This is a genomic window from Pseudoalteromonas phenolica (assembly GCF_005876835.1).
Lineage (GTDB): Bacteria > Pseudomonadota > Gammaproteobacteria > Enterobacterales > Alteromonadaceae > Pseudoalteromonas > Pseudoalteromonas phenolica_B.
The window spans coordinates 100,699-123,445 of sequence record NZ_PPSW01000011.1 but is presented as its reverse complement, the minus strand read 5'-3'; the positions used below and the strand labels follow the sequence as shown (position 1 = coordinate 123,445).

Annotated in this window: 24 protein-coding genes; 21 read left to right on the top strand and 3 right to left on the bottom strand. The window is 42.0% G+C overall.

Going from position 1 to position 22,747, the window contains the following annotated elements:
- Positions 1–97 precede the first annotated feature (97 nt).
- The 18 genes from leuS (at position 98) to C1E24_RS07735 (ending at position 16,785) form a co-directional block, all read left to right on the top strand.
- Complete coding sequence (gene leuS, locus C1E24_RS07820) at positions 98–2,686, top strand: leucine--tRNA ligase (RefSeq protein WP_138480320.1); 2,589 nt, start codon at positions 98–100, stop codon at positions 2,684–2,686.
- Between the two features lies 1 nt (position 2,687).
- Complete coding sequence (gene lptE / locus C1E24_RS07815) at positions 2,688–3,182, top strand: LPS assembly lipoprotein LptE (protein ID WP_138480397.1); 495 nt, start codon at positions 2,688–2,690, stop codon at positions 3,180–3,182.
- Positions 3,182–4,219, top strand: a complete 1,038-nt coding sequence (gene holA, locus C1E24_RS07810; protein WP_138480318.1) for a DNA polymerase III subunit delta — start codon at positions 3,182–3,184, stop codon at positions 4,217–4,219. Before lptE ends, holA begins: the two co-directional genes overlap by 1 nt.
- A 5-nt stretch (positions 4,220–4,224) precedes the next feature.
- Entirely contained in the window at positions 4,225–4,854 is a 630-nt protein-coding gene (gene nadD, locus C1E24_RS07805; protein WP_138480316.1) for a nicotinate-nucleotide adenylyltransferase, read from the top strand.
- Positions 4,855–4,910: 56 nt separating this feature from the next.
- Positions 4,911–5,228, top strand: a complete 318-nt coding sequence (gene rsfS / locus C1E24_RS07800; protein WP_058031648.1) for a ribosome silencing factor — start codon at positions 4,911–4,913, stop codon at positions 5,226–5,228.
- A 2-nt stretch (positions 5,229–5,230) separates the two neighbouring features.
- Positions 5,231–5,701, top strand: a complete 471-nt coding sequence (rlmH, locus tag C1E24_RS07795; protein ID WP_058030827.1) for a 23S rRNA (pseudouridine(1915)-N(3))-methyltransferase RlmH — start codon at positions 5,231–5,233, stop codon at positions 5,699–5,701.
- Between the two features lie 10 nt (positions 5,702–5,711).
- Positions 5,712–7,583, top strand: coding sequence for a penicillin-binding protein 2 (mrdA, locus tag C1E24_RS07790; protein ID WP_138480314.1), 1,872 nt, complete (start codon positions 5,712–5,714; stop codon positions 7,581–7,583).
- Positions 7,583–8,689: a rod shape-determining protein RodA gene (rodA, locus tag C1E24_RS07785; protein ID WP_138480312.1), complete on the top strand. Its 1,107-nt coding sequence runs from the start codon at positions 7,583–7,585 to the stop codon at positions 8,687–8,689. The genes mrdA and rodA overlap by 1 nt, the downstream gene beginning before the upstream one ends.
- Positions 8,686–9,447 (top strand): septal ring lytic transglycosylase RlpA family protein, encoded by a 762-nt coding sequence (locus C1E24_RS07780; RefSeq protein ID WP_138480310.1) that lies wholly within the window; start codon positions 8,686–8,688, stop codon positions 9,445–9,447. Before rodA ends, C1E24_RS07780 begins: the two co-directional genes overlap by 4 nt.
- 46 nt (positions 9,448–9,493) lie before the next feature.
- Entirely contained in the window at positions 9,494–10,657 is a 1,164-nt protein-coding gene (locus tag C1E24_RS07775; protein ID WP_138480308.1) for a serine hydrolase, read from the top strand.
- 157 nt (positions 10,658–10,814) lie between these two features.
- Entirely contained in the window at positions 10,815–11,309 is a 495-nt protein-coding gene (locus C1E24_RS07770) for a hypothetical protein (RefSeq protein WP_138480306.1), read from the top strand.
- 1 nt (position 11,310) lies between these two features.
- Positions 11,311–11,724, top strand: a complete 414-nt coding sequence (locus tag C1E24_RS07765) for a hypothetical protein (RefSeq protein ID WP_138480304.1) — start codon at positions 11,311–11,313, stop codon at positions 11,722–11,724.
- A gap of 75 nt (positions 11,725–11,799) precedes the next feature.
- On the top strand, positions 11,800–12,375 hold the full coding sequence (locus C1E24_RS07760) for a hypothetical protein (protein WP_138480302.1): 576 nt from the start codon (positions 11,800–11,802) through the stop codon (positions 12,373–12,375).
- Between the two features lie 197 nt (positions 12,376–12,572).
- On the top strand, positions 12,573–12,851 hold the full coding sequence (gene ybeD / locus C1E24_RS07755; RefSeq protein WP_058030832.1) for a DUF493 family protein YbeD: 279 nt from the start codon (positions 12,573–12,575) through the stop codon (positions 12,849–12,851).
- Positions 12,852–12,860: 9 nt separating this feature from the next.
- Entirely contained in the window at positions 12,861–13,514 is a 654-nt protein-coding gene (lipB, locus tag C1E24_RS07750; protein WP_138480300.1) for a lipoyl(octanoyl) transferase LipB, read from the top strand.
- Complete coding sequence (lipA, locus tag C1E24_RS07745) at positions 13,511–14,476, top strand: lipoyl synthase (protein ID WP_058030834.1); 966 nt, start codon at positions 13,511–13,513, stop codon at positions 14,474–14,476. The genes lipB and lipA overlap by 4 nt, the downstream gene beginning before the upstream one ends.
- A 183-nt stretch (positions 14,477–14,659) precedes the next feature.
- On the top strand, positions 14,660–15,865 hold the full coding sequence (locus C1E24_RS07740; protein WP_138480298.1) for an aromatic amino acid transport family protein: 1,206 nt from the start codon (positions 14,660–14,662) through the stop codon (positions 15,863–15,865).
- 56 nt (positions 15,866–15,921) lie between these two features.
- Positions 15,922–16,785: a hypothetical protein gene (locus C1E24_RS07735; protein ID WP_138480296.1), complete on the top strand. Its 864-nt coding sequence runs from the start codon at positions 15,922–15,924 to the stop codon at positions 16,783–16,785.
- A 70-nt stretch (positions 16,786–16,855) separates the two neighbouring features.
- Here C1E24_RS07735 and C1E24_RS07730 read toward each other — a convergent pair whose 3' ends face one another.
- The 3 genes from C1E24_RS07730 to pomA form a co-directional block, all read right to left on the bottom strand.
- Positions 16,856–17,362, bottom strand: coding sequence for a hypothetical protein (locus tag C1E24_RS07730; protein WP_138480294.1), 507 nt, complete (start codon positions 17,360–17,362; stop codon positions 16,856–16,858).
- A gap of 213 nt (positions 17,363–17,575) precedes the next feature.
- On the bottom strand, positions 17,576–18,505 hold the full coding sequence (locus C1E24_RS07725) for a flagellar motor protein MotB (protein WP_138480292.1): 930 nt from the start codon (positions 18,503–18,505) through the stop codon (positions 17,576–17,578).
- A 1-nt stretch (position 18,506) separates the two neighbouring features.
- Positions 18,507–19,274, bottom strand: coding sequence for a flagellar motor protein PomA (gene pomA, locus C1E24_RS07720; RefSeq protein ID WP_058030839.1), 768 nt, complete (start codon positions 19,272–19,274; stop codon positions 18,507–18,509).
- 326 nt (positions 19,275–19,600) lie between these two features.
- Here pomA and C1E24_RS07715 point away from each other — a divergent pair, with 326 nt between their 5' ends.
- From C1E24_RS07715 to dxs, 3 genes are all read left to right on the top strand, one after another.
- The gene (locus C1E24_RS07715; protein WP_138480290.1) at positions 19,601–19,843 is read left to right on the top strand and encodes an exodeoxyribonuclease VII small subunit; all 243 of its coding nucleotides are present in this window, start codon (positions 19,601–19,603) and stop codon (positions 19,841–19,843) included.
- Positions 19,844–19,852: 9 nt separating this feature from the next.
- Positions 19,853–20,740, top strand: coding sequence for a (2E,6E)-farnesyl diphosphate synthase (gene ispA, locus C1E24_RS07710; protein WP_138480288.1), 888 nt, complete (start codon positions 19,853–19,855; stop codon positions 20,738–20,740).
- Between the two features lie 104 nt (positions 20,741–20,844).
- Positions 20,845–22,704 (top strand): 1-deoxy-D-xylulose-5-phosphate synthase, encoded by a 1,860-nt coding sequence (dxs, locus tag C1E24_RS07705; protein ID WP_138480286.1) that lies wholly within the window; start codon positions 20,845–20,847, stop codon positions 22,702–22,704.
- The last annotated feature ends 43 nt before the right edge of the window (positions 22,705–22,747 follow it).

Below are 22,747 nucleotides of genomic sequence, written 5' to 3'. Positions count from 1 at the left end.
CGCCACAAAATGCACCTCTATGGCTGTGATTCGCTCAGTTTTTGGGGTATGCTATCGAACAATTTTTTATTAATTTGCAAGAAGTCTGGAAACATAGATGCAAGAGCAATATAACCCACAAGACATTGAGTCAAAAGTCCAACAATATTGGGAAGAAAACAAGACGTTTAAAGTCGTAGAAGACGAGAGCAAAGAGAAGTATTACTGTCTCTCTATGTTCCCTTACCCAAGTGGTCGACTGCATATGGGTCACGTGCGTAACTACACCATTGGTGATGTGGTATCTCGTTTCCAGCGCTTACAAGGCAAAAACGTTATGCAGCCTATGGGTTGGGATGCGTTTGGTCTACCTGCAGAAAACGCGGCTATCAAAAACAACACAGCCCCTGCTAAGTGGACATACGAAAACATTGATTACATGCGCGGTCAGCTAAAACAGCTTGGTTTTGGTTATGACTGGGATCGTGAAATCGCAACATGTCACCCAGAATATTACAAATGGGAACAGTGGTTCTTCACTAAGCTTTACGAGAAAGGCTTAGTTTACAAGAAAATGTCTACCGTCAACTGGGATCCAGTTGACCAAACAGTACTGGCTAACGAGCAGGTGATTGACGGTCGCGGTTGGCGTTCTGGCGCGCTTGTAGAGCAAAAAGAAATTCCTCAGTGGTTCATCAAGATCACTGACTATGCACAAGAGCTACTAGATGATTTAGACAAGCTTGAGCACTGGCCTGAGCAAGTTAAAACCATGCAACGTAACTGGATTGGTCGCTCTGAAGGTTTAGAGATTGACTTCAAACGTGCTGATAATGGTGAAACTTTCACTGTTTACACTACTCGCCCTGACACTTTCATGGGTGTGACTTACGTTGGTGTTGCTGCTGGCCACCCGATTGCGTTAGAAGCTGCTAAGAACAACCCTGACGTTGCTGCATTTGTTGAAGAATGTAAGAACACCAAAGTTGCTGAAGCTGATATGGCAACGATGGAGAAAAAAGGCATCGACACAGGCTTTAAAGCCATTCACCCATTGACTGGTGAAGAAGTGCCTGTATGGGCCGCAAACTTTGTACTGATGGACTATGGTTCAGGTGCGGTTATGGCAGTACCAGGTCATGACCAACGTGACTATGAGTTTGCGACAGCTTACGGTCTTGAGATCAAACAAGTTATTGCGCCTGCTGAAGGTTCTGAGCTTGTTGCTGACCTGACTAAAGAAGCATTCACCGAAAAAGGCACACTAATTAATTCTGGGGAATTTGACGGTCTTGAGTTTAAAGCAGCATTCAACGCCATTGCTGATAAACTAGAAGGCATAGGTGCAGGTAAGCGTAAAGTTAACTTCCGTCTACGTGACTGGGGTGTTAGCCGTCAGCGTTACTGGGGCTCACCAATCCCAATGCTAAATAAAGAAGATGGTTCTGAGCTTGCTGCGACTGAAGATATGCTGCCAGTTCGCCTACCAGAAGACGTGGTAATGAACGGTGTAACTTCACCAATTAAAGCAGATCCTGAGTGGGCTAAAACCACAGTGAACGGAGAACCTGCATTCCACGAAACAGATACGTTCGATACTTTCATGGAATCTTCATGGTACTACGCACGTTACTGTAGTCCACGTTATGACGAAGGTATGTTAGAGCCAGGTGCAGCGAATTACTGGCTGCCAGTAAACCAATATATTGGTGGTATCGAGCACGCGATCCTTCACCTACTTTACTCGCGTTTCTTCCACAAACTCTTACGTGACTGTGGTTTAGTGAACTCAGATGAGCCGTTCGAGCGTCTACTATGTCAGGGCATGGTATTAGCTGAAACTTATTTCCGTAAAGACGAGAAAGGCGGTGATGTTTGGATTTCACCAACTGACGTTGAAACCGAAACAGACGATAAAGGTCGTATCACTAAAGCGTGGCACAAAGACGACGGTCAACCAGTAGAGTCTGCTGGTATGTCTAAAATGTCTAAATCAAAGAACAATGGTATTGATCCACAAACTGTTATCAAGCAGTACGGCGCAGATACAGTTCGTTTATTCATGATGTTCACAGCGCCACCAGAGCAAACTCTAGAATGGTCTGACTCGGGTGTTGAAGGGTCACTTCGCTTCCTTAAGCGTGTTTGGAAATACGCAGTAGACGTCAATGCAGCAGGTACAGCTGAGCTTGACCTAGCGGCACTTAACAGCAACCAAAAAGTGCTACGTCGTGAGATCCACAAAACCATTGCAAAAGTGACTGATGATGTAGAACGTCGCCAAACGTTCAATACTGCGATTGCTGCTATCATGGAGCTATCTAACAAGCTTGCAAAAGCACCGCTAAAAGATGCACAAGATATTGCATTAGCAAACGAAGCACTTAATGCCATCGTGATTATGCTTGCGCCGATTGCACCACACATGTGTCATCAGTTGTGGCAAGACTTAGGTCACGAAGGCGACGTGTTAGATGCAACATGGCCTGTGGTTGACCAAGCTGCACTTGTTGAAGATGAGAAACTTATCGTTGTACAAGTGAATGGTAAGCTGCGTGCTAAGCTAACGGTTTCTGCCGACTCAACGAAAGAACAAGTTGAAGCGCTGGCATTTGCTGAAGAGAATGTGTCTAAGTTCATCGAAGGCAAAGAAATCCGTAAAGTGATTTACGTACCAGGTAAACTACTTAATGTGGTTGCAAACTAAGATGCATTTATCGCATTCAATTAAGCATGGGCTAGCATTTTTGCTAGCCTGTGTTTTGTTATCTGGTTGTGGCTTTCATTTAAAGCAAGCCTCATATTTACCAAAAGAATTACAAACACTTCACCTGTCGGGTGATGATAGCAAGTCTGAGCTGTTTTCATTACTTCGCAAAGATCTCGTCGCATCTCAAGTCACCATGAGTGACAACAGAAACAAACAAGTTCCTGAGCTTCATCTGTATCGTGAATCTCTAACACGCCAAACGTTAAGCTTGTTTAGAAATGGTCAGGTTGCGCAATACGAATTGGCTTATTCTGTTTCATATAGAGTGACACGTCCAGGTCTTGAGCCTGTAGATAAAGGGTTTGAGATTTACCGTAATTATCAAGATGATCCTGACAACGCACTCGCAAAAGCCAAAGAGCTTGATATTATTCTCAACGAGCTACGTAAACAGGCAAGTAAACGTATTGTCCGAGAGCTGTCACAACTCTAATGCGCTGTTACGCTAACCAACTTCCAGAAACTTTACGAAAAGGCCTAGCCCCATTCTATTTGGTTTTAGGTGAAGAACCTTTTCAAGAAGCACAATGTGTGCAGCAAATAAAGCAAGCGGCAAAACAGCAAGGCTTCGACGAAGTCATTAAATTTAGTTTGTTGCCAGGCTTTGATTGGCAAGAATTACTTGCCCAATACAATAGCATGTCGCTATTTAGTGCACGCACACTCATTGAATTTGATTTGAACCAGCAAAAACCAGGCACAGCCGGTAGTGATGCGTTTAAACAACTGACTGCTCAACCGAACCCTGATGTCGTGTTAATTGTGAAAGGTCAAAAAGCCAGCCAAGAGATCCAACGCGGTGCTTGGTTTAAAGGCTTAGAAAAGCAAGGCGTATATGTGCCTTGTTATGAATTGACTGGCCAACACTTGCAGCGCTGGCTTGATTCGCAAGCCAAGCAGTTAAAAGTCGCTCTAACACAAGATGCAAAAAAGCAACTTTTGCTGGCCACAGAAGGTAACCTACTCGCAACACATCAAGAGCTAGAAAAACTGGCGCTGCTTTATCCTTCACAAACCGTCAATGATGAGCAAATCTTAGCGGGACTACTTAATCAAAGTAAATTTGATATTTTTGACCTGACTAATGCAACGCTTGCCGGTCAGGCAAAAAAAATCACCAAAGTGATGGTTAAGTTAGCTGAAGATAACACTGAGCCAAATACGCTGGTTTGGGCGCTGAATAAGCAGCAGCAAACCTTAGTATCAATTAAGCAAGGCTTACAGCAAGGTCAAAATATTACTGCGCTCTATAAACAGCATAATATTTGGAAAAACCAGCAGCCTTTGACTCAGCAAGCACTTGATAGATTGCCTCTGCATCAGCTCGAGCAAATAGGTCTGTTGTTGGCACAAATAGACAGTGGCTATAAACGCGGAGAACTCACTGCGCCTTATCAAGCCTTACTGCATTGTGCACTGAGTTTTTGCTATCACATCCCAATTGGTCTGCCCATCAACCACACTGATTAAACAATATGATTGCACTTTTTGGTGGTACTTTTGATCCCGTCCATTTAGGACATATAAATATGGCCGAGCAATGCGTTGCTGAGCTGGGGCTTGCTGAATTACGGTTCTTGCCTTGTGCCATACCTGTCCACAAAGCACAACCTAAGATCACTGACACACACCGTCTCAACATGCTCGAATTAGCAACTCATGGTAATAGAGCGTTCACTATTGATAAAAGAGAGCTTGAACGACAAGGGCCTTCTTATTCACTATTAACGCTGCAGGAATACCGAGGCGAGCAGCCTAATTCATCCATCATTTTTTTGATGGGTATGGATTCCTTCAATAGTTTAACGTCTTGGTATGAATGGCAAGCCATTACACAGCTTTGCCACATCGTGGTTTATCAGCGTCCAGGCGAAATTTATGCTCCAAGCCCAGCGCTTTCTGACTACGTGGAACAAGCTAATGTTGAGACAAGCGAGCTGTTACTCACGAAAAAAGCAGGTCATTGTCATTTTTTAACCGGCCCTAGTTTTGATGCCGCATCGAGCGATATTAGAAAACTAATAAATAATCAAAAACCTATGGAACAATTTCTCGCGTCTTCGGTCATAGATTACATTCGTACTCATCAGCTCTATGCTGAATAAACCAATGTGCTGTGCTACTATACGCGCCTTATTTTTTGAGCATAGAGATACAAGATTTGAATTCTGAACAATTATTAGACTTTGCATTAGACAAAGTTGACGACATGAAAGCCCGTGACATTGTTAAGTTAGATGTAAAAGAAGTGAGCTCTGTAACGGATTATTTGGTCATTTGCTCAGGTAACTCAAAACGTCACGTACAGTCTATTGCTGAACACGTTGCTAAAGAAACGCGTCATGCTGGTGAAGACCTATTAGGCATTGAAGGACAAGATGTAGGTGAGTGGGTACTGGTTGATTTAGGCGATGTGGTTGTTCACGTTATGCAAGATCAAACACGTGACTTATATGACTTAGAGAAACTCTGGGGCTAATTTTGAAAATTCAATTGGTTGCTGTCGGCACAAAAATGCCTGCTTGGGTTGAGACAGGCTTTAAAGAGTATCAGCGTCGTTTTCCAAAAGATATGGCGTTAGAACTTGTTGAGATCCCAGCTGGAAAGCGTGGTAAAAATGCCGATATCAAGCGTATTTTACAGTTGGAAGGTGAAAAAACCTTAGCCGCTATTCCAAAAGGCAACCGAATTGTGACACTAGAAGTAACAGGTAAGCCTTGGGATACCCACCAGTTGGCAAATCATATGCAAAAGTGGCAACTTGATGGTCGAGATGTCAGCTTATTAATTGGTGGCCCTGAAGGCCTTGCGCCTGAGTGTATTGCCGCTTCTGAGCAAAAGTGGTCGCTATCGGCATTGACGTTACCGCATCCACTTGTGCGCATTATTGTCGCTGAAAGCTTGTATCGCGGGTGGAGCTTAAATAACAACCACCCTTACCACAGAGAATAATACAACTCAGATGATAAACAAAAGACCAACAATTCGTGACCATTCAGCTGAAGCAAATTTATTTGCTCGTCGCGCATTTGTTGGTTTTGTGTTTGTTACTCTCCTTATAGGCTTACTACTCAGTAACGCCTACAAGCTACAAGTCACAGAGCACGATACCTATAAAACACGCTCTAATGATAACCGTATTAAAGTGATCCCTGTTGCACCAAACAGAGGCTTAATCTACGACCGAAACGGCGTGTTATTGGCCGAGAACCGCCCTGTTTATAATTTAGAAGTGATCCCTGAGCAAGTAGATGATATCGCTAAGCGACTTGCTGAAGTCGGCGCTTTATTAAATATTTCTGTAGAAGACCAAGAAAACTTTTTAAAGAATATTCGCCGTAAGCAGCGCTTTAAAAGCCGTGTTATTAAAGCGCGTTTAAACGAGCAAGAAGTTGCCTTATTTTCAGTTAATCAACATAAATTCCCAGGCTTTAATATTGAAGCTAGACTTGCCAGATATTACCCCTACGGTGAAACACTCACTCATGCGCTTGGTTATGTTGCCAAATTAAATAAAAAAGAGCTCACGGCTTTAGAGCTTGCAGGCGAAGCCAAAAATTATCGTGCAACCCATGACATTGGTAAGCTTGGCATAGAAAAATTCTACGAAAAAGAACTGCACGGTATTGTTGGCTCACAACGTGTTGAAGTCAATAACCGAGGCAGAGTGATCCGTACTTTAAGCGTCGACGCGCCCGCACCAGGGCAAGATTTAGTTCTTACGTTAGATATAGGCTTACAGCAAGTCGCTAAAAAAGCCCTTGAAGGCATGCGTGGCGCGATCGTTGTTATGGATCCTAAAGACGGCGGTATTCTCGCGCTTTATTCAAACCCAAGTTACGACCCAAACTTATTCGTACATGGGATCAGTGGTAAAGATTATCGTGCCTTACTAAATCCAGATCGACCTTTAATCAATAGAACGACTCAAGGTCGCTATGCACCGGCCTCCACGGTCAAACCGCATTTAGCTATTTTGGGTTTGGAAGAAGGCGCTATTAAAGAAGATACCCGTATCTGGGACCCAGGTTTCTTTCAATTACCAAATGTTGAACATAAATGGCGAGATTGGCAACGCTGGGGTCATGGTCATGTTGATGTGTATAAAGCCATTGAAGAGTCTTGTGATACCTTTTACTACCATATAGGTAATGAAATGGGGATAACTAAAATTAGCAACTTTATGAATAAATTTGGCTTTGGTGATTTATCAGGCATTGATATTCATGAAGAAACATCAGCAATATTACCTACCGTTGCATGGAAAAAAGATCGCTTTAAAGAAAACTGGTGGACTGGCGATACCATTTCAGTGGCTATAGGTCAGGGTTATTGGACTGCAACACCAATGCAAATAGCCAATGCAGTGACCATCATGGTTAACAAAGGCGAACATTACCAACCACACCTTGTGCAAGTAAAAAAGCAGTTTGATGAAATCACGCCAATGTATACCGAAGAGCGCCCGCCTATTGTGCTCAAAAATCATGACCATTGGCGTGTCGCCCTTGAAGCCATGCACAACACTGTAACTAAGGTCACAGGTACTGCGCATAAAGCATTTAAAGGGGCTGATTATGACCCTGCAGGTAAAACTGGTACTGCGCAAATTGTTAGCATCGCGCAAGGTGAGAAATATGATGCAGAAAAGCTAGACGAGCGTCATCGAGACAACGCGATTTACACAGGCTTTGCCCCCTACAATGACCCCCGAGTTGTTGTAACTGTGGTAGTGGAAAACCAAGGTGGCGGTAGTAAAATAGCAGCCCCTATTGCACGTCAATTGATGGATTACTACTTTACTGCAAACCCACTTAAGCAAGGAGCCAATTAATGGTGCTCGGTCATAAACGCACGCTATGGCAGAAAATACATTTAGATGTGCCTTTGCTATTAGCACTTGTTTGTATGATGTTTGGCAGCTTGGCAATTGTGTATAGTGCAAGCGGTCAAAACATGGATATGATGTTAAGACATAGTGTGCGCATGGGTGGTGCGGTCATCGCATTATTGGTGTTTGCTCAAGTTCCTCCTATCACTCTAAAGCGCCTAGTGATCCCACTTTATTTAGTGGGTTTGGCTATGCTGGTTGCGGTGTTTTTCTTTGGTATTACTATTAATGGTGCAAAACGCTGGTTAAACCTTGGCGTGACTAACTTTCAACCATCAGAAGTCATGAAGCTAGCTGTGCCTATGATGGTTGCTTGGTATATCTCTCAACACCGCATGCCCCCAAAGTTTATTAATTTGTTTATCGGTTTTATATTATTGTGTGTGCCCACCTTCTTAATTAAAGAACAACCGGATTTAGGCACCTCACTGCTTATTGCCAGTTCTGGCATTTTCGTTTTGTTTCTAGCGGGGTTAAGCTGGCGCCTCATTGGTGGTGCGCTGTTATTAATGGTCCCCGCTGTATTCGCTTTTTGGCATTACGGTATGCGCGCTTACCAAAAACAGCGCGTTATGACACTACTTGATCCTGAAAGCGATCCTCTAGGTGCTGGCTACCACATTATTCAATCGAAAATCGCCATAGGTTCAGGCGGTGTCGAGGGCAAAGGTTGGTTGCATGGCACGCAATCACAATTAGAGTTTTTACCTGAGCGACACACAGATTTTATCTTCTCGGTATTGAGCGAAGAATTTGGTTTAATGGGCGTGGTGTTATTACTCAGCGTCTATTTATTTATCATAGGCAGAGGTTTATTGATTGCAGTACGTGCTCAAGATGCATTTAGCAAACTATTAGCTGGCGCTTTAACACTGACTTTCTTTGTATATGTATTTGTGAATATTGGCATGGTATCTGGCCTATTACCGGTTGTAGGTGTCCCCCTTCCCCTTATTAGCTATGGTGGCACATCCATGGTTACGCTGATGGCAGGGTTCGGTATCATTATGTCAATTGCGACAGACAAGAGGATGTTACTTAAATCATGACTAAGTTGTATAAGGCTTACTTGCTAGCCCTTGTTGTCATTTTTGTGAGTGGGTGTAGCTCTCGCTATCACACACGCCAAGACACTGCACCTATGCGCATTCCAACTGAGTATGAAATGCGTGATGCGAAAGTAAAAGCTGAGCCAAAAAGTGTCAGCGCCGGACGCCCTTATGTGGTGCTCGGTAAGCAATATCACCCTATGTCAGATGAAAAAGGCTACAAAGCGCAAGGTACCGCTTCATGGTATGGGCAGAAGTTCCATGGGTACTACACCTCTAACGGTGAGATCTTTAACATGTATGATATGACTGCAGCCCACAAAACTCTGCCACTTCCGAGCTTTGTTAAAGTAACCAATTTAGAAAATGGCAAATCGGCTATTGTCAGAGTCAATGATCGTGGACCATTCCACGATGACAGGATCATCGACTTATCTTATGCCGCGGCCTATAAGCTAGGCTACCATAACCAAGGTACAGCAAAGGTTCAGATTGAAGCGATTACACTCGATCGCATTGCGCCAAGATTAACCTATATTCAAGTCGCTGCGAGTAGTAATAAAACCAATATTGAACACTTGGCAAATAAACTCGCAGGTCAATTTGCAATTGATACCAACATTGCAGAAGAAGGTGGTTTACATAAACTTCGCTTAGGCCCGCTAGAAGATGATACTCATGCTCAATCCCTGCTAGAAAACTTACAGGCAGGTGAATTTCGCCAGGCTTTCTTGCTTTACAGTGAACAACGACTTTAGAATAGAAAAAGCTGACTAATTTTAATTTTATCGATAAAAGAACATAATGACTTTACTAAAAACCAAACTACTTACCAAAATTTGCGGGCTGGTATGCTCAGCAACCATTTTTTCAGCTTCCGCACAGATCCTACCTTCTGCACCTCAGATCAATGCAAAAGGTTATTTCTTGGTGGATTACACAACTGGCAAAGTCATTGCAGAAGGTGAAGCAGATACTAAGCTAGCACCTGCTAGCCTAACCAAAATGATGACCAGTTACGTGATTGGTGTCGAAATTGAAGCCGGTAATATCTCACCGACTGATATGGTTACCATCAGTGAAAAAGCATGGGCGAAGAATTTTCCTGGCTCATCTGTCATGTTCATTGAAGTTGGCAAGCAAGTCAGTGTCGATGATCTTAACCACGGTATCATTATTCAATCAGGCAATGATGCTTGTGTGGCAATGGCTGAACACATTGCAGGCAGTGAGAGTGCATTTGCAGATCTTATGAACGCACACGCTGAAAAACTGGGCATGGCTAACACGCATTTCATCAATAGTCATGGCCTTGATACAGACGAACATTATACAACACCACGTGATATGGCGACGCTAGGTGCTGCGCTTATTCGTGACGTGCCTGAAGAGTATGCGCTTTACAAAGAAAAGTCTTTTACCTTCAATGGTATTAAACAGTATAACCGTAACTCACTGCTTTGGGATGCAAGCCTTGACGTTGATGGCATTAAAACAGGTCACACATCAGAGGCTGGCTACAGCCTAGTGACATCAGCAACTAAAGACGACATGCGCTTAATTGCAGTTGTGATGGGTACAGACAGTGAGCGTGCGCGTAAAGTCGAAAGCAAAAAACTACTAAACTATGGCTTCCGTTTCTTCGAAACAATCACACCATATAAAGCGGGCGATAGCTTTGCAGATCAGCGTATTTGGATGGGTAATAAAGAGACGGTTTCTTTAGGTATTCTAGAAGACACACCCATTACCATCCCTCGTGGTCAACGCAAAAATTTAAAAGCGAACTTTGAATTAGATAAAACTTTAGAAGCGCCATTAGCCAAAGGCACTAAAGTAGGCACACTATTCCTTGAGCTCGATGGCGAAGAAATCTCTCAATATCCATTAGTTACGCTCGAAGAGATTGAAGAAGGTAGCTTCTTTAGCAAGATCTATGACTATTTAAGATTACAAATATCACAATAAATTAGCCTTCCAAATTAAGCACATAACTCCCTAATAACCTTATTAAGTTATCAAACCATACTGAATAAGGTTATTAGACTCTAAAGACCACCTTGACATAAGAAAAAAGCCAACTAAGTTTCATAATTCTATAATTTTTAAACTTAAGGATTAAGTTATGAAAAAAGTTAACCTTCTATATTGTCTGTTTATTTTTTATTGTGGTGTAGCAAATGCTTCCATAATTAAAGAAAATACATATGGAAAGATGTATACGCATGAATCAAGCAGTACACTTCGCTTCGAAGGAGGCATACACACCGTAACACTTATACCATCACCCGATGGGATCCGTTATAACTTCAAAGATGGAAGTTATATTCAGATAAACTCTAAAACAGCTACAGTTACAAGATATAGTAAGAAAACTTTTAAAAAAGAGGTTCTCATTATAAACAACATAAATACATCTCCTTGGAATGTATCAGCAAATGTAAGGGCTGCATTTAAACAACTCCAATACTTTGATGAAACACCTAATATGCCCTACCAAAACTGCTATGATGGAGAAATTTCTATTCCTTGCCTAGGTGATTTTTCCTCTGGCTTTGAACTCATCAAAAACTCTAGCCAATTTTCATATTCAACAAATAACTGTAGTGCAGAGAGCTGAGTTGCAAAATCGAGCTTATGATGGCACTAGCTCAATGTTTTCATGCAGTTTAGATACAAAGCTTGGTGTTGCAGCTGCATCACTTGGATTAGCAGCATTAGCCCTTGGTGAACCATCTAAACTATCTGTTGCAGCTGCTTGGACAGGATATATGTCTACTTTTGTTGCTTTCATGAATCAAGAAAAGAAGTGCTATGAGAGCTACCTAGAATCTAAAGCAGCTCTTAAACAGTGCGAAATTAATAACAATCCTAATAATTCAGATGGAAGCTCAAGTGGTGGTTCTACCGGAAATGGCTCTGCTGGAGGAGGTTCTGCTGGAGGAGGTAGCAGTGAATTTTGCTCAGAAACAATCCGTCATGCAGTCTGCACTGGAGGTGGCTGCAATTATTGGTATGAAATCGTACCTTGTTAGTTGACTCTGGTATGTTTGGTTCGCTGATACAGCGAATCAAACAATTATGAAATATTTTGAAATTAGGATCATATAATGAACTTCATTGATTATTATTTTAGGGGAAGCTTTAAAACAGCCCTTCTCATATGTAGTTTTTTGTCTTTAGTTGTGTCTATCTTTTATGAATCAGGTGCTCTGCTAATTGTCGGTTTTTACTCAGGTATCGTTATACTTACCTATTGCTCTTTAAACATAATCGCCACTAGCAATAGGATGGCACTACATAAAACTGTCAGTATATATTTTGATAAAAATAAACTTACTATACTGCTAACACCTCTTTTAATTATTATCATTACGCTTGGTGTTATCTCGAATAATTACCTGCTTGTGCTGTTAAATATATTATTAATACCACTAATTGCTCATCATATGAGCAAGCTTATTTTGATCTTACAGAAACAAAGCGAAACACTATCTTTAGTTAGTATTTTAAAAAGTCATAAAATCACGACTATTGGCATTTACTTAATAGCTACATTTACTATGCTTACTAGTGCCTTTTTAGGGGATAGCTTTAAAAATTTAGCAGCTATGCATATCTTTCTATTGGTAGCTTTTATAAATGTTATTAATTGTATTGCTAATCTAAAGAGAAGTTCCATTTAACTATCTAGCTCGAACTTCTCAATCTTGTTAGCAAACACAAGAATTCTTTACAATCCTTAAAATAAGACATTTAAACAATACAGCGCGCCTCCTGAGTGAGGCGTTTTTTTTTGCCGCAAAAATGATAGAATGCCCGCCATTATTGAGCGTGTGTGAAATTAAAAACACTACACACCATTTGCGATGAGGACACCTTCATGGTTCAACCAGTTAAAAATACTAAGTTTGACGAATACTTAGAGTTCCCTTGCCCATTCACATTTAAAATTATGGGTCTAGCAAATGTAAATCTGACTGATCAGATCCTTGCAAAGTTGCAAACAATTGCACCAGGTGACTATGCGCCTAAAGTAAAACCGAGTAGTAAAGGCACTTACGAGTCGGTAACACTGGTCGCGACCGTCACTTCAAAAGAGCATATTGAGCAAATCTATACCGAAATTGGCAATATCGAAGACGTACGTTACGTACTGTAAAGGCTAACCATGACTCAAAGTACCGTGATAGTTCGCCAGTTAGGCTTGCAAAGTTACCAGCCTATTTGGCAAAAAATGCAAGACTTCACTGATACCCGAGACGATAACAGTCCCGATGAGATCTGGTTTGTTGAACATGAGCCTGTCTTTACTCAGGGGCAAGCAGGTAAAGCAGAGCATGTTTTAGCACCCGGCGACATTCCTGTTATTCAAGTTGACCGCGGTGGTCAAGTGACTTATCACGGTCCTGGTCAGCAAATGATGTATGTACTGTTTAATCTCCGTCGTCTTAAAATCGGCGTAAGAGAGCTAGTAACTTGGCTAGAAGAGTGCATTGTCGACATGCTGCAAGAGTATGACATTAATGCCTATGCCAAACCTGATGCGCCAGGAGTCTATGTCGACGACAGTAAAATTGCATCCTTAGGCCTGCGCGTTCGCCGCGGCTGCTCGTTTCATGGCCTAGCATTGAATGTAAACATGGATATGAGCCCATTTATGCGCATAAACCCTTGTGGCTATGCGGGTATGAACATGGTACAAACAAGTGAATTAAATGGCCCGTCGCAACTTGATGAAGTTGCGCAAGGTCTTGTTAAACATATGCTCAAACGTCTTAACGCTGAGCATGTTGAACACAAAGAAGGGTTCGAGAACGAATGAGTAAACCAGTAAAAATGGAGCCAGGGGTAAAGCTTCGCGATGCTGAGAAAATGGCATTGATCCCAGTAAAGGTAATGCCAACTGAGCGCGATGAAATGCTGAGAAAACCTGAATGGCTTAAAATCCGTTTACCGAAATCAAGTGAGCGTATTGAAGGCATCAAGCAAGCAATGCGAAACCATGGGTTACACTCAGTATGTGAAGAGGCATCATGCCCTAACCTATCTGAGTGCTTTAACCACGGCACAGCGACATTCATGATTTTAGGTGCTATTTGTACTCGTCGTTGCCCTTTCTGTGATGTAGCACACGGTCGCCCGTTAAAACCAGATGCACAAGAGCCTGAAAAACTGGCTTTGACCATCAAAGACATGAAGCTTAAGTATGTGGTAATCACGTCTGTAGACCGTGATGACTTACGTGATGGTGGTGCACAACATTTTGCTGACTGTATTAAAGCTATTCGAAAGCACAATCCTGAGATCACCATTGAAATATTAGTACCTGATTTCCGTGGTCGCATGGAAAAAGCATTAGAGATCTTAACTGAAACGCCACCTGACGTATTCAACCACAATTTAGAGACTGCACCTCGCCTGTATAAGCTGGCTCGCCCAGGTGCAGATTATAAGTGGTCTTTAGAACTACTTCGTCGTTTCAAAGAAGCACACCCGAATGTTAAAACTAAATCAGGCTTAATGGTGGGTTTAGGCGAAGAAATGTCTGAAATCGAAGAGGTATTGCGTGACCTTCGAGAGCATAATGTTGACATGCTAACTGTAGGTCAATATTTACAACCTTCAAAACACCACTTACCGGTTAAACGCTATGTGCCACCAGCAGAGTTTGATGCATTAAAAGATTACGCTGACGAAATTGGCTTCACCCACGCAGCGTGTGGCCCGTTTGTTCGCTCTAGTTATCATGCTGACCAACAAGCTGCAGGTAAAGAAGTGAAGTAATCACCACTTTTCAAAAAAACGCGATGCAGTGTCATCGCGTTTTTTTATGCCTAAATCTCAATACTGTGCAACAGAATGTAAAACATATATTACAAACACGTATCTTGATTTATAACAAAGGAGTTTCAATTTTTTGCTCTGCGTTATATCTTGCCTGCTCTCTCACACTTAAAGGGGCATAATGTGATAAAGAATAAAACCCTCGGCAGTATGCTAATTGTCGCAGGCACAACCATAGGCGCGGGCATGTTAGCACTGCCTATCGCTTCTGCAGGTATTGGCTTTAGTGCATCTTTAATCCTGATTTTATTAACATGGCTATTAATGACCTATACCGCGTTATTAATGCTAGAGCTTCATCAATTCGCCAGCTCCGATGCCACACTCAATACGCTTGCCAAGACATTATTGGGCAAACGTGGGCAGTATATCGCTAATTTTGCAATGATCTTTTTGTTTTATGCGTTATGTGCAGCATATATCGCAGGTGGAGGCGCTCAATTACAGTCAAAAATAAATGCAGCGCTTGATGTCGATGTGGCCCCGCAAGTCGGCTCTATACTCGTGGCTGTACTGGTCGCTGCCATTGTCACCATGGGTACCTCAACGGTTGATAAACTAAACCGTGTTTTATTTGCCATTAAAGTAATCGTGCTGGGTAGTCTATTTTTCGTTCTGACTCCTTATGTTCAAGGCCAACACTTACTCGAAATGCCGCTAGAGCAAGGGCTACTTATTTCAGCCATACCTGTTATTTTCACCTCATTTGGTTTTCATGGCTCAATTCCATCAATTGTAAAATACGTCGGTGTTGATATTCGTTCTCTCAGAAAGGTTATGATTTTCGGTGCCTCCGTCCCTTTAGTTATTTATGTCTTCTGGCAATTAATTAGCCAAGGTATGATGAGCCAGTCACAACTTTTACAATCTGAAGGCCTGCAAGGCTTCATTGGCAGCGTCTCTAGTTTAGTGAACAGCTCACAAGTCAGTACGTCGATCACGATTTTTGCAGATTTAGCATTGGCAACTTCTTTCCTTGGCGTAAGCCTTGGATTATTTGACTTCTTTGCTGATGCATTCAAGCAAGGTGATAACAAAAGCGCTCGATTGAAGACGGCATTAATTACCTTTGTGCCTCCGCTTGGTTTCGCTTTATTCTATCCACAAGGGTTTATTACCGCATTAGGATATGCGGCAATTGCACTGGTTGTTTTAGCGATATTTTTGCCTGTTGCGATGGTTTGGGTACAAAGAGCACAACAAACTAATGAACAAGGCTATCAGGTAAAAGGCGGTCGATTTGGATTAAGCCTTGCAGCTTGTTGTGGGGTTGTCATAATAGCTGCACAAGGCTTGCAAATGTTTGGCGTTATTCCTGCGCTAGGTTAACGGTAAAAAGTTTGGGTTATCGTGCAAGCCTGATAACCCAAATTCAAGGAAGTCTTATGAAATATCCCCTAATCTTGCTTTCCTGCTCTTTTTTAACTGCTTGCGGTGGCGGGGACAGCGAACCACTATCAAAAGATAATACAGCGCCTACCGTCAATGAGAGCACACAATGTGGCAGTAATTTCTCAGCGCAAAGGCATTTCAATAAGCAAGAAACAAACATTGCTTATTGGCAAATAGAGGGGGATACGCTCCAAACTAAGCCACAAGTAACTTACTTTACAAACCGCTCAAGTAGCCTAGCAGAAACATCATACAAAGGCTCTGAACCACTGTGTGAGCAAGTAGCGAATATTTTTGGTGCAGACGTTACAGATACATGGCAAGGCGCTGAGAATAATACAATCAAAGTTGGTCAACAATTCAAATATATACCAGAACTTAGCGCCTCATTTGCACTGCCTGAAGTGAACTCTTTAAATGATTGGCGTGCTAAAGGCAGTCCCAACTCAATGTCCACAAACCTATTGCAAAGTACACTGACCATCTGGTATCAAAATTCAGATGGGCAGAGGTTTTTACAAGGTGACTTATCAAATAATCAAAGAGTCGTACCGTTAGCATGCAATGATACTGACTTTACAATTTTACTTTCTTTAATTGAGGTTGATGATCAGTTAAGCAGCAGTTTAAACCCCGCCTATTGTGAAGAGATACGCAGTAATAACATTACAAAAACAATGTGTTTAAGTACCAACTTGCCTCAAGAAAGGTTAATCCAAAACTGTGAGTTTGCCATGACAGATATTGTTATTCCAAACGCCCAAGGAAATAAAACATTTGTTAAGTTAGCAGCTCAAACCTCTGCTGGTTTAGATACGGGAATTAATGTTGCAATCACTGATATTGATATAAATTAAGCTAAATTAGGGATAGTAATTATCTTAACCTATTCAGGGGGCTAACAAGGCGCTTAAAATTTGTTAGATACTATCCCTTCACTTGAAGTTGGTTTACTCGATTTTTTAATAGATAAAGCACTGGCAAAAAACATAGGATGACAGTGAGAATATTCACTAAAGGTAAAATACTTTTATAAAGATAGGTCGAGTAACTTAAATCGAGATAGTGCCTATCTACCAATCTAAATAACTGCATAATAGGCGCAGGAAGTACAATGAGTTGTGCCAATACGCTTTGCCATAAATACACTTTGTCTCTCAATGCCCAGACAGCCAATATAGCCATAAAAACGATGTCACTCAATGCCCAATAAACGTAGCGGATGACATATAAATCAGCATCAACTTGCTTGATCAAAGGGAAAGAGAAATAGCCTATCACATAAAATGCGGCACATAATGCCGCATACCTAAGGGCTTTGTCATCTCTTAATAATGCAAACAGAGCAACCGAAACAAACGTCAGTAAAGTCGCATGATCTCTAACCAATAACAGAAACTGATTAAAGTAAGTGCTGTTTAAATCGAATGACATATTGAAAGGTTAATCTTGAAATGATTAATCTAACGATTTTTCTTCAGACTTTGGTGGCTCATCATTATCATCAGCACCATCGCCGTTATTACCTGGCATGTAAGCGTATTTACTTAGAATAGACATCATATTTTCTCCTTGATAGATGATTCACCTTCAAATTAGCTGAATTCCAACCATCTATCAAGAATACAATACTAAAGAATGAAAAAATTAATTACCACGCAATTCGATAGGATCAGATTCTTTCGCTTTACCTTGTAGAATAGAAATTTCGACACGGCGATTGCGGCGTCTATCTGTATCATTCTCATTGGGTACTAGCGGGCGTGTATCAGCATGACCAACAACAACCATTCTATTTTTATCAAACCCAGGCGCTTTCACCATTTCACTTGCCACGGCAACTGCACGGGTTGCAGATAAATCCCAATTATTAGAATAAAGCTCATTGGTCACCTGAAAGTCATCAGTATGACCTGACACTGTAATTTCTCCTGGCACATCTTTTAATAACTCAGCAATTTCACGAATTATTGGCTTAAATTTCGGCTGTAAAAATGCACTACCAGAAGGAAAGGCACCATTTTCTTGAATGCGAATAATGATCTGTTGTCCAAGAGATTCAAGCTCTATGGCACCATCCATAATTTGCTTTTCCATTTGCTGAGCAATTTTCTTAACCAGCTCGTTAACCTGCTCTTGATCTGCAGCTGAAATAGCCTGCTCCATAGATTGCTCTTGTGAAGTACTTTGCGATTCACCACCGCGCTTATTACCGCGCTGCTCTTGACGACCACCTGCTGAAGCCTCATCACCTGCTTGGAACTCCAACATTTGCTGCGTCATCTCTACCGTCTGCTGTTGGATAGTCTCGATGGGAGTCGGCTCAGGTTTACCTGGTGTGAACTCCATAGCTATCACACTAGTCCCCTTAGGAATGTCTTTTACCTCGATTTTATTTTGCACACCAAAAGCAAACTTCATCGAACCTGCAATTTGTTTAAACTTTAAAACATCCATTTCAGAGAAAGCCAACAGCAGAACGAAAAAGCACATCAAGAGTGACATTAGATCAGCAAATGTTCCCATCCAAGCGGGTAGCCCGGGGGGGGGACATTTACATTCTTGTTCGTCTGACATACTACTCCTCCTTGTCGCTGCCGCGTTTCGACTCAGGTAGGTAGTTCTTCAGAATACCTTCAATTACTTTCGGGTTTTGACCATCTTGAATACCCAAAATTGCATCCAAGATTAAGCGTTGATTTTGTTCTTCTTCATCTTTACGCAATTCAAGTTTCGCCTGAATAGGAATAGCAACTACGTTCGCAAGGAACGCACCATATAAAGTTGTAAGTAGTGCTACTGCCATTGCAGGACCAATCGCTTTTGGGTCATCCATGTTTGATAACATGGCGACTAGACCAATTAGCGTTCCGATCATACCCATCGCAGGGGCGATGTCTGCCAAAGATTTAAATAAGTTAGCGCCTAATTCGTGTCGAGAGGTAGTGAGTGAAATGTCTTTTAATAAAGTAGCGCGTACAACATCAGCATCATGACCATCTACTAACATATCAACGCCCTTACGCATAAAGGCATTGGGTATTTCTGCTTCTTCCAAAGCCAAAAAGCCACCTTTACGAGCCGAGTCAGCCAATTCAACGGCTTTCTCAATGAGCTCTTCTGGAGATTCAATCTTGAACATAAAGGCTTTGCCAACAACTTTACCAATGCCTAAGAACTGGCTCATAGTGAAGTTCGAGAGTACGATGAAAATAGAGCCACCGAATACAATGACGGTAGATGGGCCATCACCAAACATGGCCAAGTCACCATTACTACTCATGAACATCGCCATGATGACCAAACCTATTGCACCTACTATTCCGATAACGGTTGCTAAATCCACTATCCCCTCCAGAGAATACTTATCATTACTTTTTTATTATGACACTCGAAGTCAATTTTTTGAGTGGCAACTACAAATATCATGCTTAATTCGAATATTTGCAAACCTTGTGCCTATGTTACAGTGAAAAGCCTAGCTTTCAGTAAGACTTTTATCGGCAACATCTTGAATATCTTAACTCAATTACGTTGTTAAAATTCGATTAAAGCCCACATAAGGCAAAAAATAAACAGATCCGCCACGATTGCCAGTAACAAGCTTTGACCTGAGTCGCTAATCCTCCTAAAATTGCTACCTTTAAAATAAATTGCTGAGCAAGATGTACTATGGCTGCAAAAAAACCTGAAAATCTAAGTTTTGAAGAAGCAATGGCCGAACTAGAAGGCATTGTACAGGCTATGGAACAAGGTAGTCTGACTTTAGAACAATCTTTAAAGCAATTTGAACGTGGTGTTCAATTAGCCAATGCGTCTAATGAAAAGTTAAGCAGTGCTGAGCAAAAAGTCTCAATCCTGATGGGCAATGACCCTGAGACACCAGTAACACCAATGCCAAATCAATTAGATTAAGACCCCGCAGTGAATTTATTCGAGCATATAAATACGGCACAAAACCGTTTAGACAGTTACATCAGTAATTACTTCTCTTTGGCATTAGATACCGATGAAACCGTAAAATCAGCAACTTTTTACAGCATCAATAATGGCGGTAAAAGATTAAGGCCCTTTTTGGTTTACACTGTAGGCAAACTGTTAGGTGCTAAAGAAACAGACCTTGATGTCGCCGCAGCTGCAATTGAATGTATTCATAGCTACTCATTGGTCCATGATGACTTACCGGCTATGGACGATGATGACTTGCGTCGAGGCAAACCGACTTGTCATATTGCTTATGATGAAGCACAGGCCATTTTAGCAGGCGATGCGCTACAAACCTTAGCCTTTGAATTTTTAAGTGAACATGAATTTTCGGTATCGGCAAAGCAACAAATCAAGATGATTAATACGCTTGCCGTTGCATCTGGTTTGCAGGGCATGGTTGGCGGACAAGCCCTTGATATTTCAGCGACAGAAAAGTCAATTACCCTTGCAGAGCTTGAGCGTATTCATCGACTTAAAACCGGCGCATTGTTAAATTGTGCAATTAAGTTAGGTGCGCTGTGCGCTACGGATGTCGAGACAGAAATAATTACTGCCCTCGATATATACGGTAAAAATCTTGGCCTCGCTTTTCAGGTACAAGATGATATTTTAGATATCGAAGGCGATACCGCCGTATTAGGCAAGCCGCAAGGCTCAGACTTAGATAACCACAAGTCAACTTATCCGGCTTTGCTTGGACTAGATGGTGCAAAACAAAAAGCGCATCTATTGGTCAAAGATGCTCTGTCTGCACTTGATACAATACCTCATAATACCGATGTATTGGCAGAGCTTGCGAAATATATAATTGAGCGTGATCACTAATACTCAATCATGACGTATTGATGACGAACAGAACAAATTTATAAAAATTAAGTAAACCTTTGTATATAATCGGACAAGGTTTGCGTAGGACACATGTTGAAAGAATGAAACTGGACAGTAGCAAGTACCCATTACTCGCCTTGGTTGATGAACCGGCGCAATTACGTCAATTACCACAGCCCCAACTGGGTAAGCTGAGCGACGAATTAAGAGATTACTTACTTAATTCGGTTTCGCAGAGCAGTGGTCACTTGGCTTCAGGTTTAGGCACCGTCGAATTGACTGTGGCTTTACATTACGTGTATGACACACCTGAAGATAGATTAATCTGGGATGTGGGCCATCAAGCTTACCCGCATAAAATCTTAACGGGACGTCGTGATGCTATGCACACGATCCGTCAAAAAGATGGGTTGCACCCTTTCCCTTATCGTGAAGAAAGTGAATACGACACTTTCAGCGTAGGTCATTCAAGTACCTCGATTTCAGCTGCATTAGGTATGTCTATCGCTGCACAGAAAGAAGGTAAAGGCCGTAAAACCGTTGCAGTGATAGGTGATGGTGCGATCACGGCTGGTATGGCGTTCGAAGCCATGAACCACGCCGGAGACATTAAATCAGACATGCTGATTATCTTAAATGATAATGAGATGTCTATTTCTGAAAATGTAGGCGCACTAAACAACCACTTTGCACGCATTCTTTCTGGTAGCTTTTATACTAATATTCGCGAAGGCAGTAAGAAAATTCTCTCTGGTGTACCGACTGTGAAAGAGCTTGCAAGTCGTATGGAAGAGCACTTAAAGGGCATGGTTATTCCTGGCACCTTCTTCGAAGAGCTTGGTTTAAATTACATTGGTCCAATTGATGGTCACGACGTTAATATGCTGGTTGATACGCTAAGAAATATGCGTAACCTGAAAGGCCCTCAGATCCTGCACATCAAAACGCAAAAAGGTAAAGGTTACAAACCCGCTGAAGCCGACCCTATTGGTTACCACGGTGTACCAAAATTCGACCCGAGCATCCATAGTTTGCCAAAATCTAAACCTAGTGCCCCTACTTTTTCAAAAGTCTTTGGTGACTGGTTATGCGATATGGCTGCGCAAGACCCTAAGCTTATGGCGATTACGCCAGCGATGCGTGAAGGTTCAGGTATGGTGCGTTTCTCGAAAGAGTTTCCTGAGCAGTACTTTGATGTTGCCATTGCTGAGCAACACGCTGTTACTCTAGGTGCTGGTTTCGCATGTGAAGGCCTTAAGCCTGTAGTTGCGATCTATTCAAGCTTCTTACAACGTGCTTATGACCAACTGATCCACGATGTCGCGCTACAAAACTTACCTGTACTGTTTGCAATTGACCGCGCAGGCATTGTTGGCGCTGATGGTGAAACTCACCAAGGTGCATATGACTTAAGCTTTATGCGCTGTATTCCAAATATGATCATCATGGCACCAAGTGATACCAACGAATGCCGTCAGATGCTTTACACAGGTTACCAGTGTAACCAACCTGTAGCGGTGCGTTACCCTCGTGGTAGTGCCGGTGACAGTTATGTACAAACGCAGATGCAAGCGTTTGAGATTGGTAAAGGCAATGTGATCCGTGAAGGTGAGAAAGTGGCCATCTTAAGTTTCGGCACACTACTTCATAATGCTAAGCAAGCCGCTGAAAACTTAAATGCAACTCTCGTTGATATGCGATTTGTTAAGCCACTTGATGAAGCTTTACTTGTTGAGCTGAGCAAAACCCATGATCGCTTTGTTTGTCTTGAAGATAACGCCATCGCCGGTGGTGCTGGCAGTGCTGTAATGGAATTCCTAGGTGCGCAAGGTATCCAAGCGCCAGTGTCATTATTTGGTATACCTGATGAATTTATCAAGCATGGTACACAAGACGAAATGCATGCAGAAATGGGCTTATGTGCTGATTCGATCGAGCAGCGAATTAAAGCGCTACTGTAATAATCACTGAAGTTTTAAAAAAAAGGAGCCTTGGCTCCTTTTT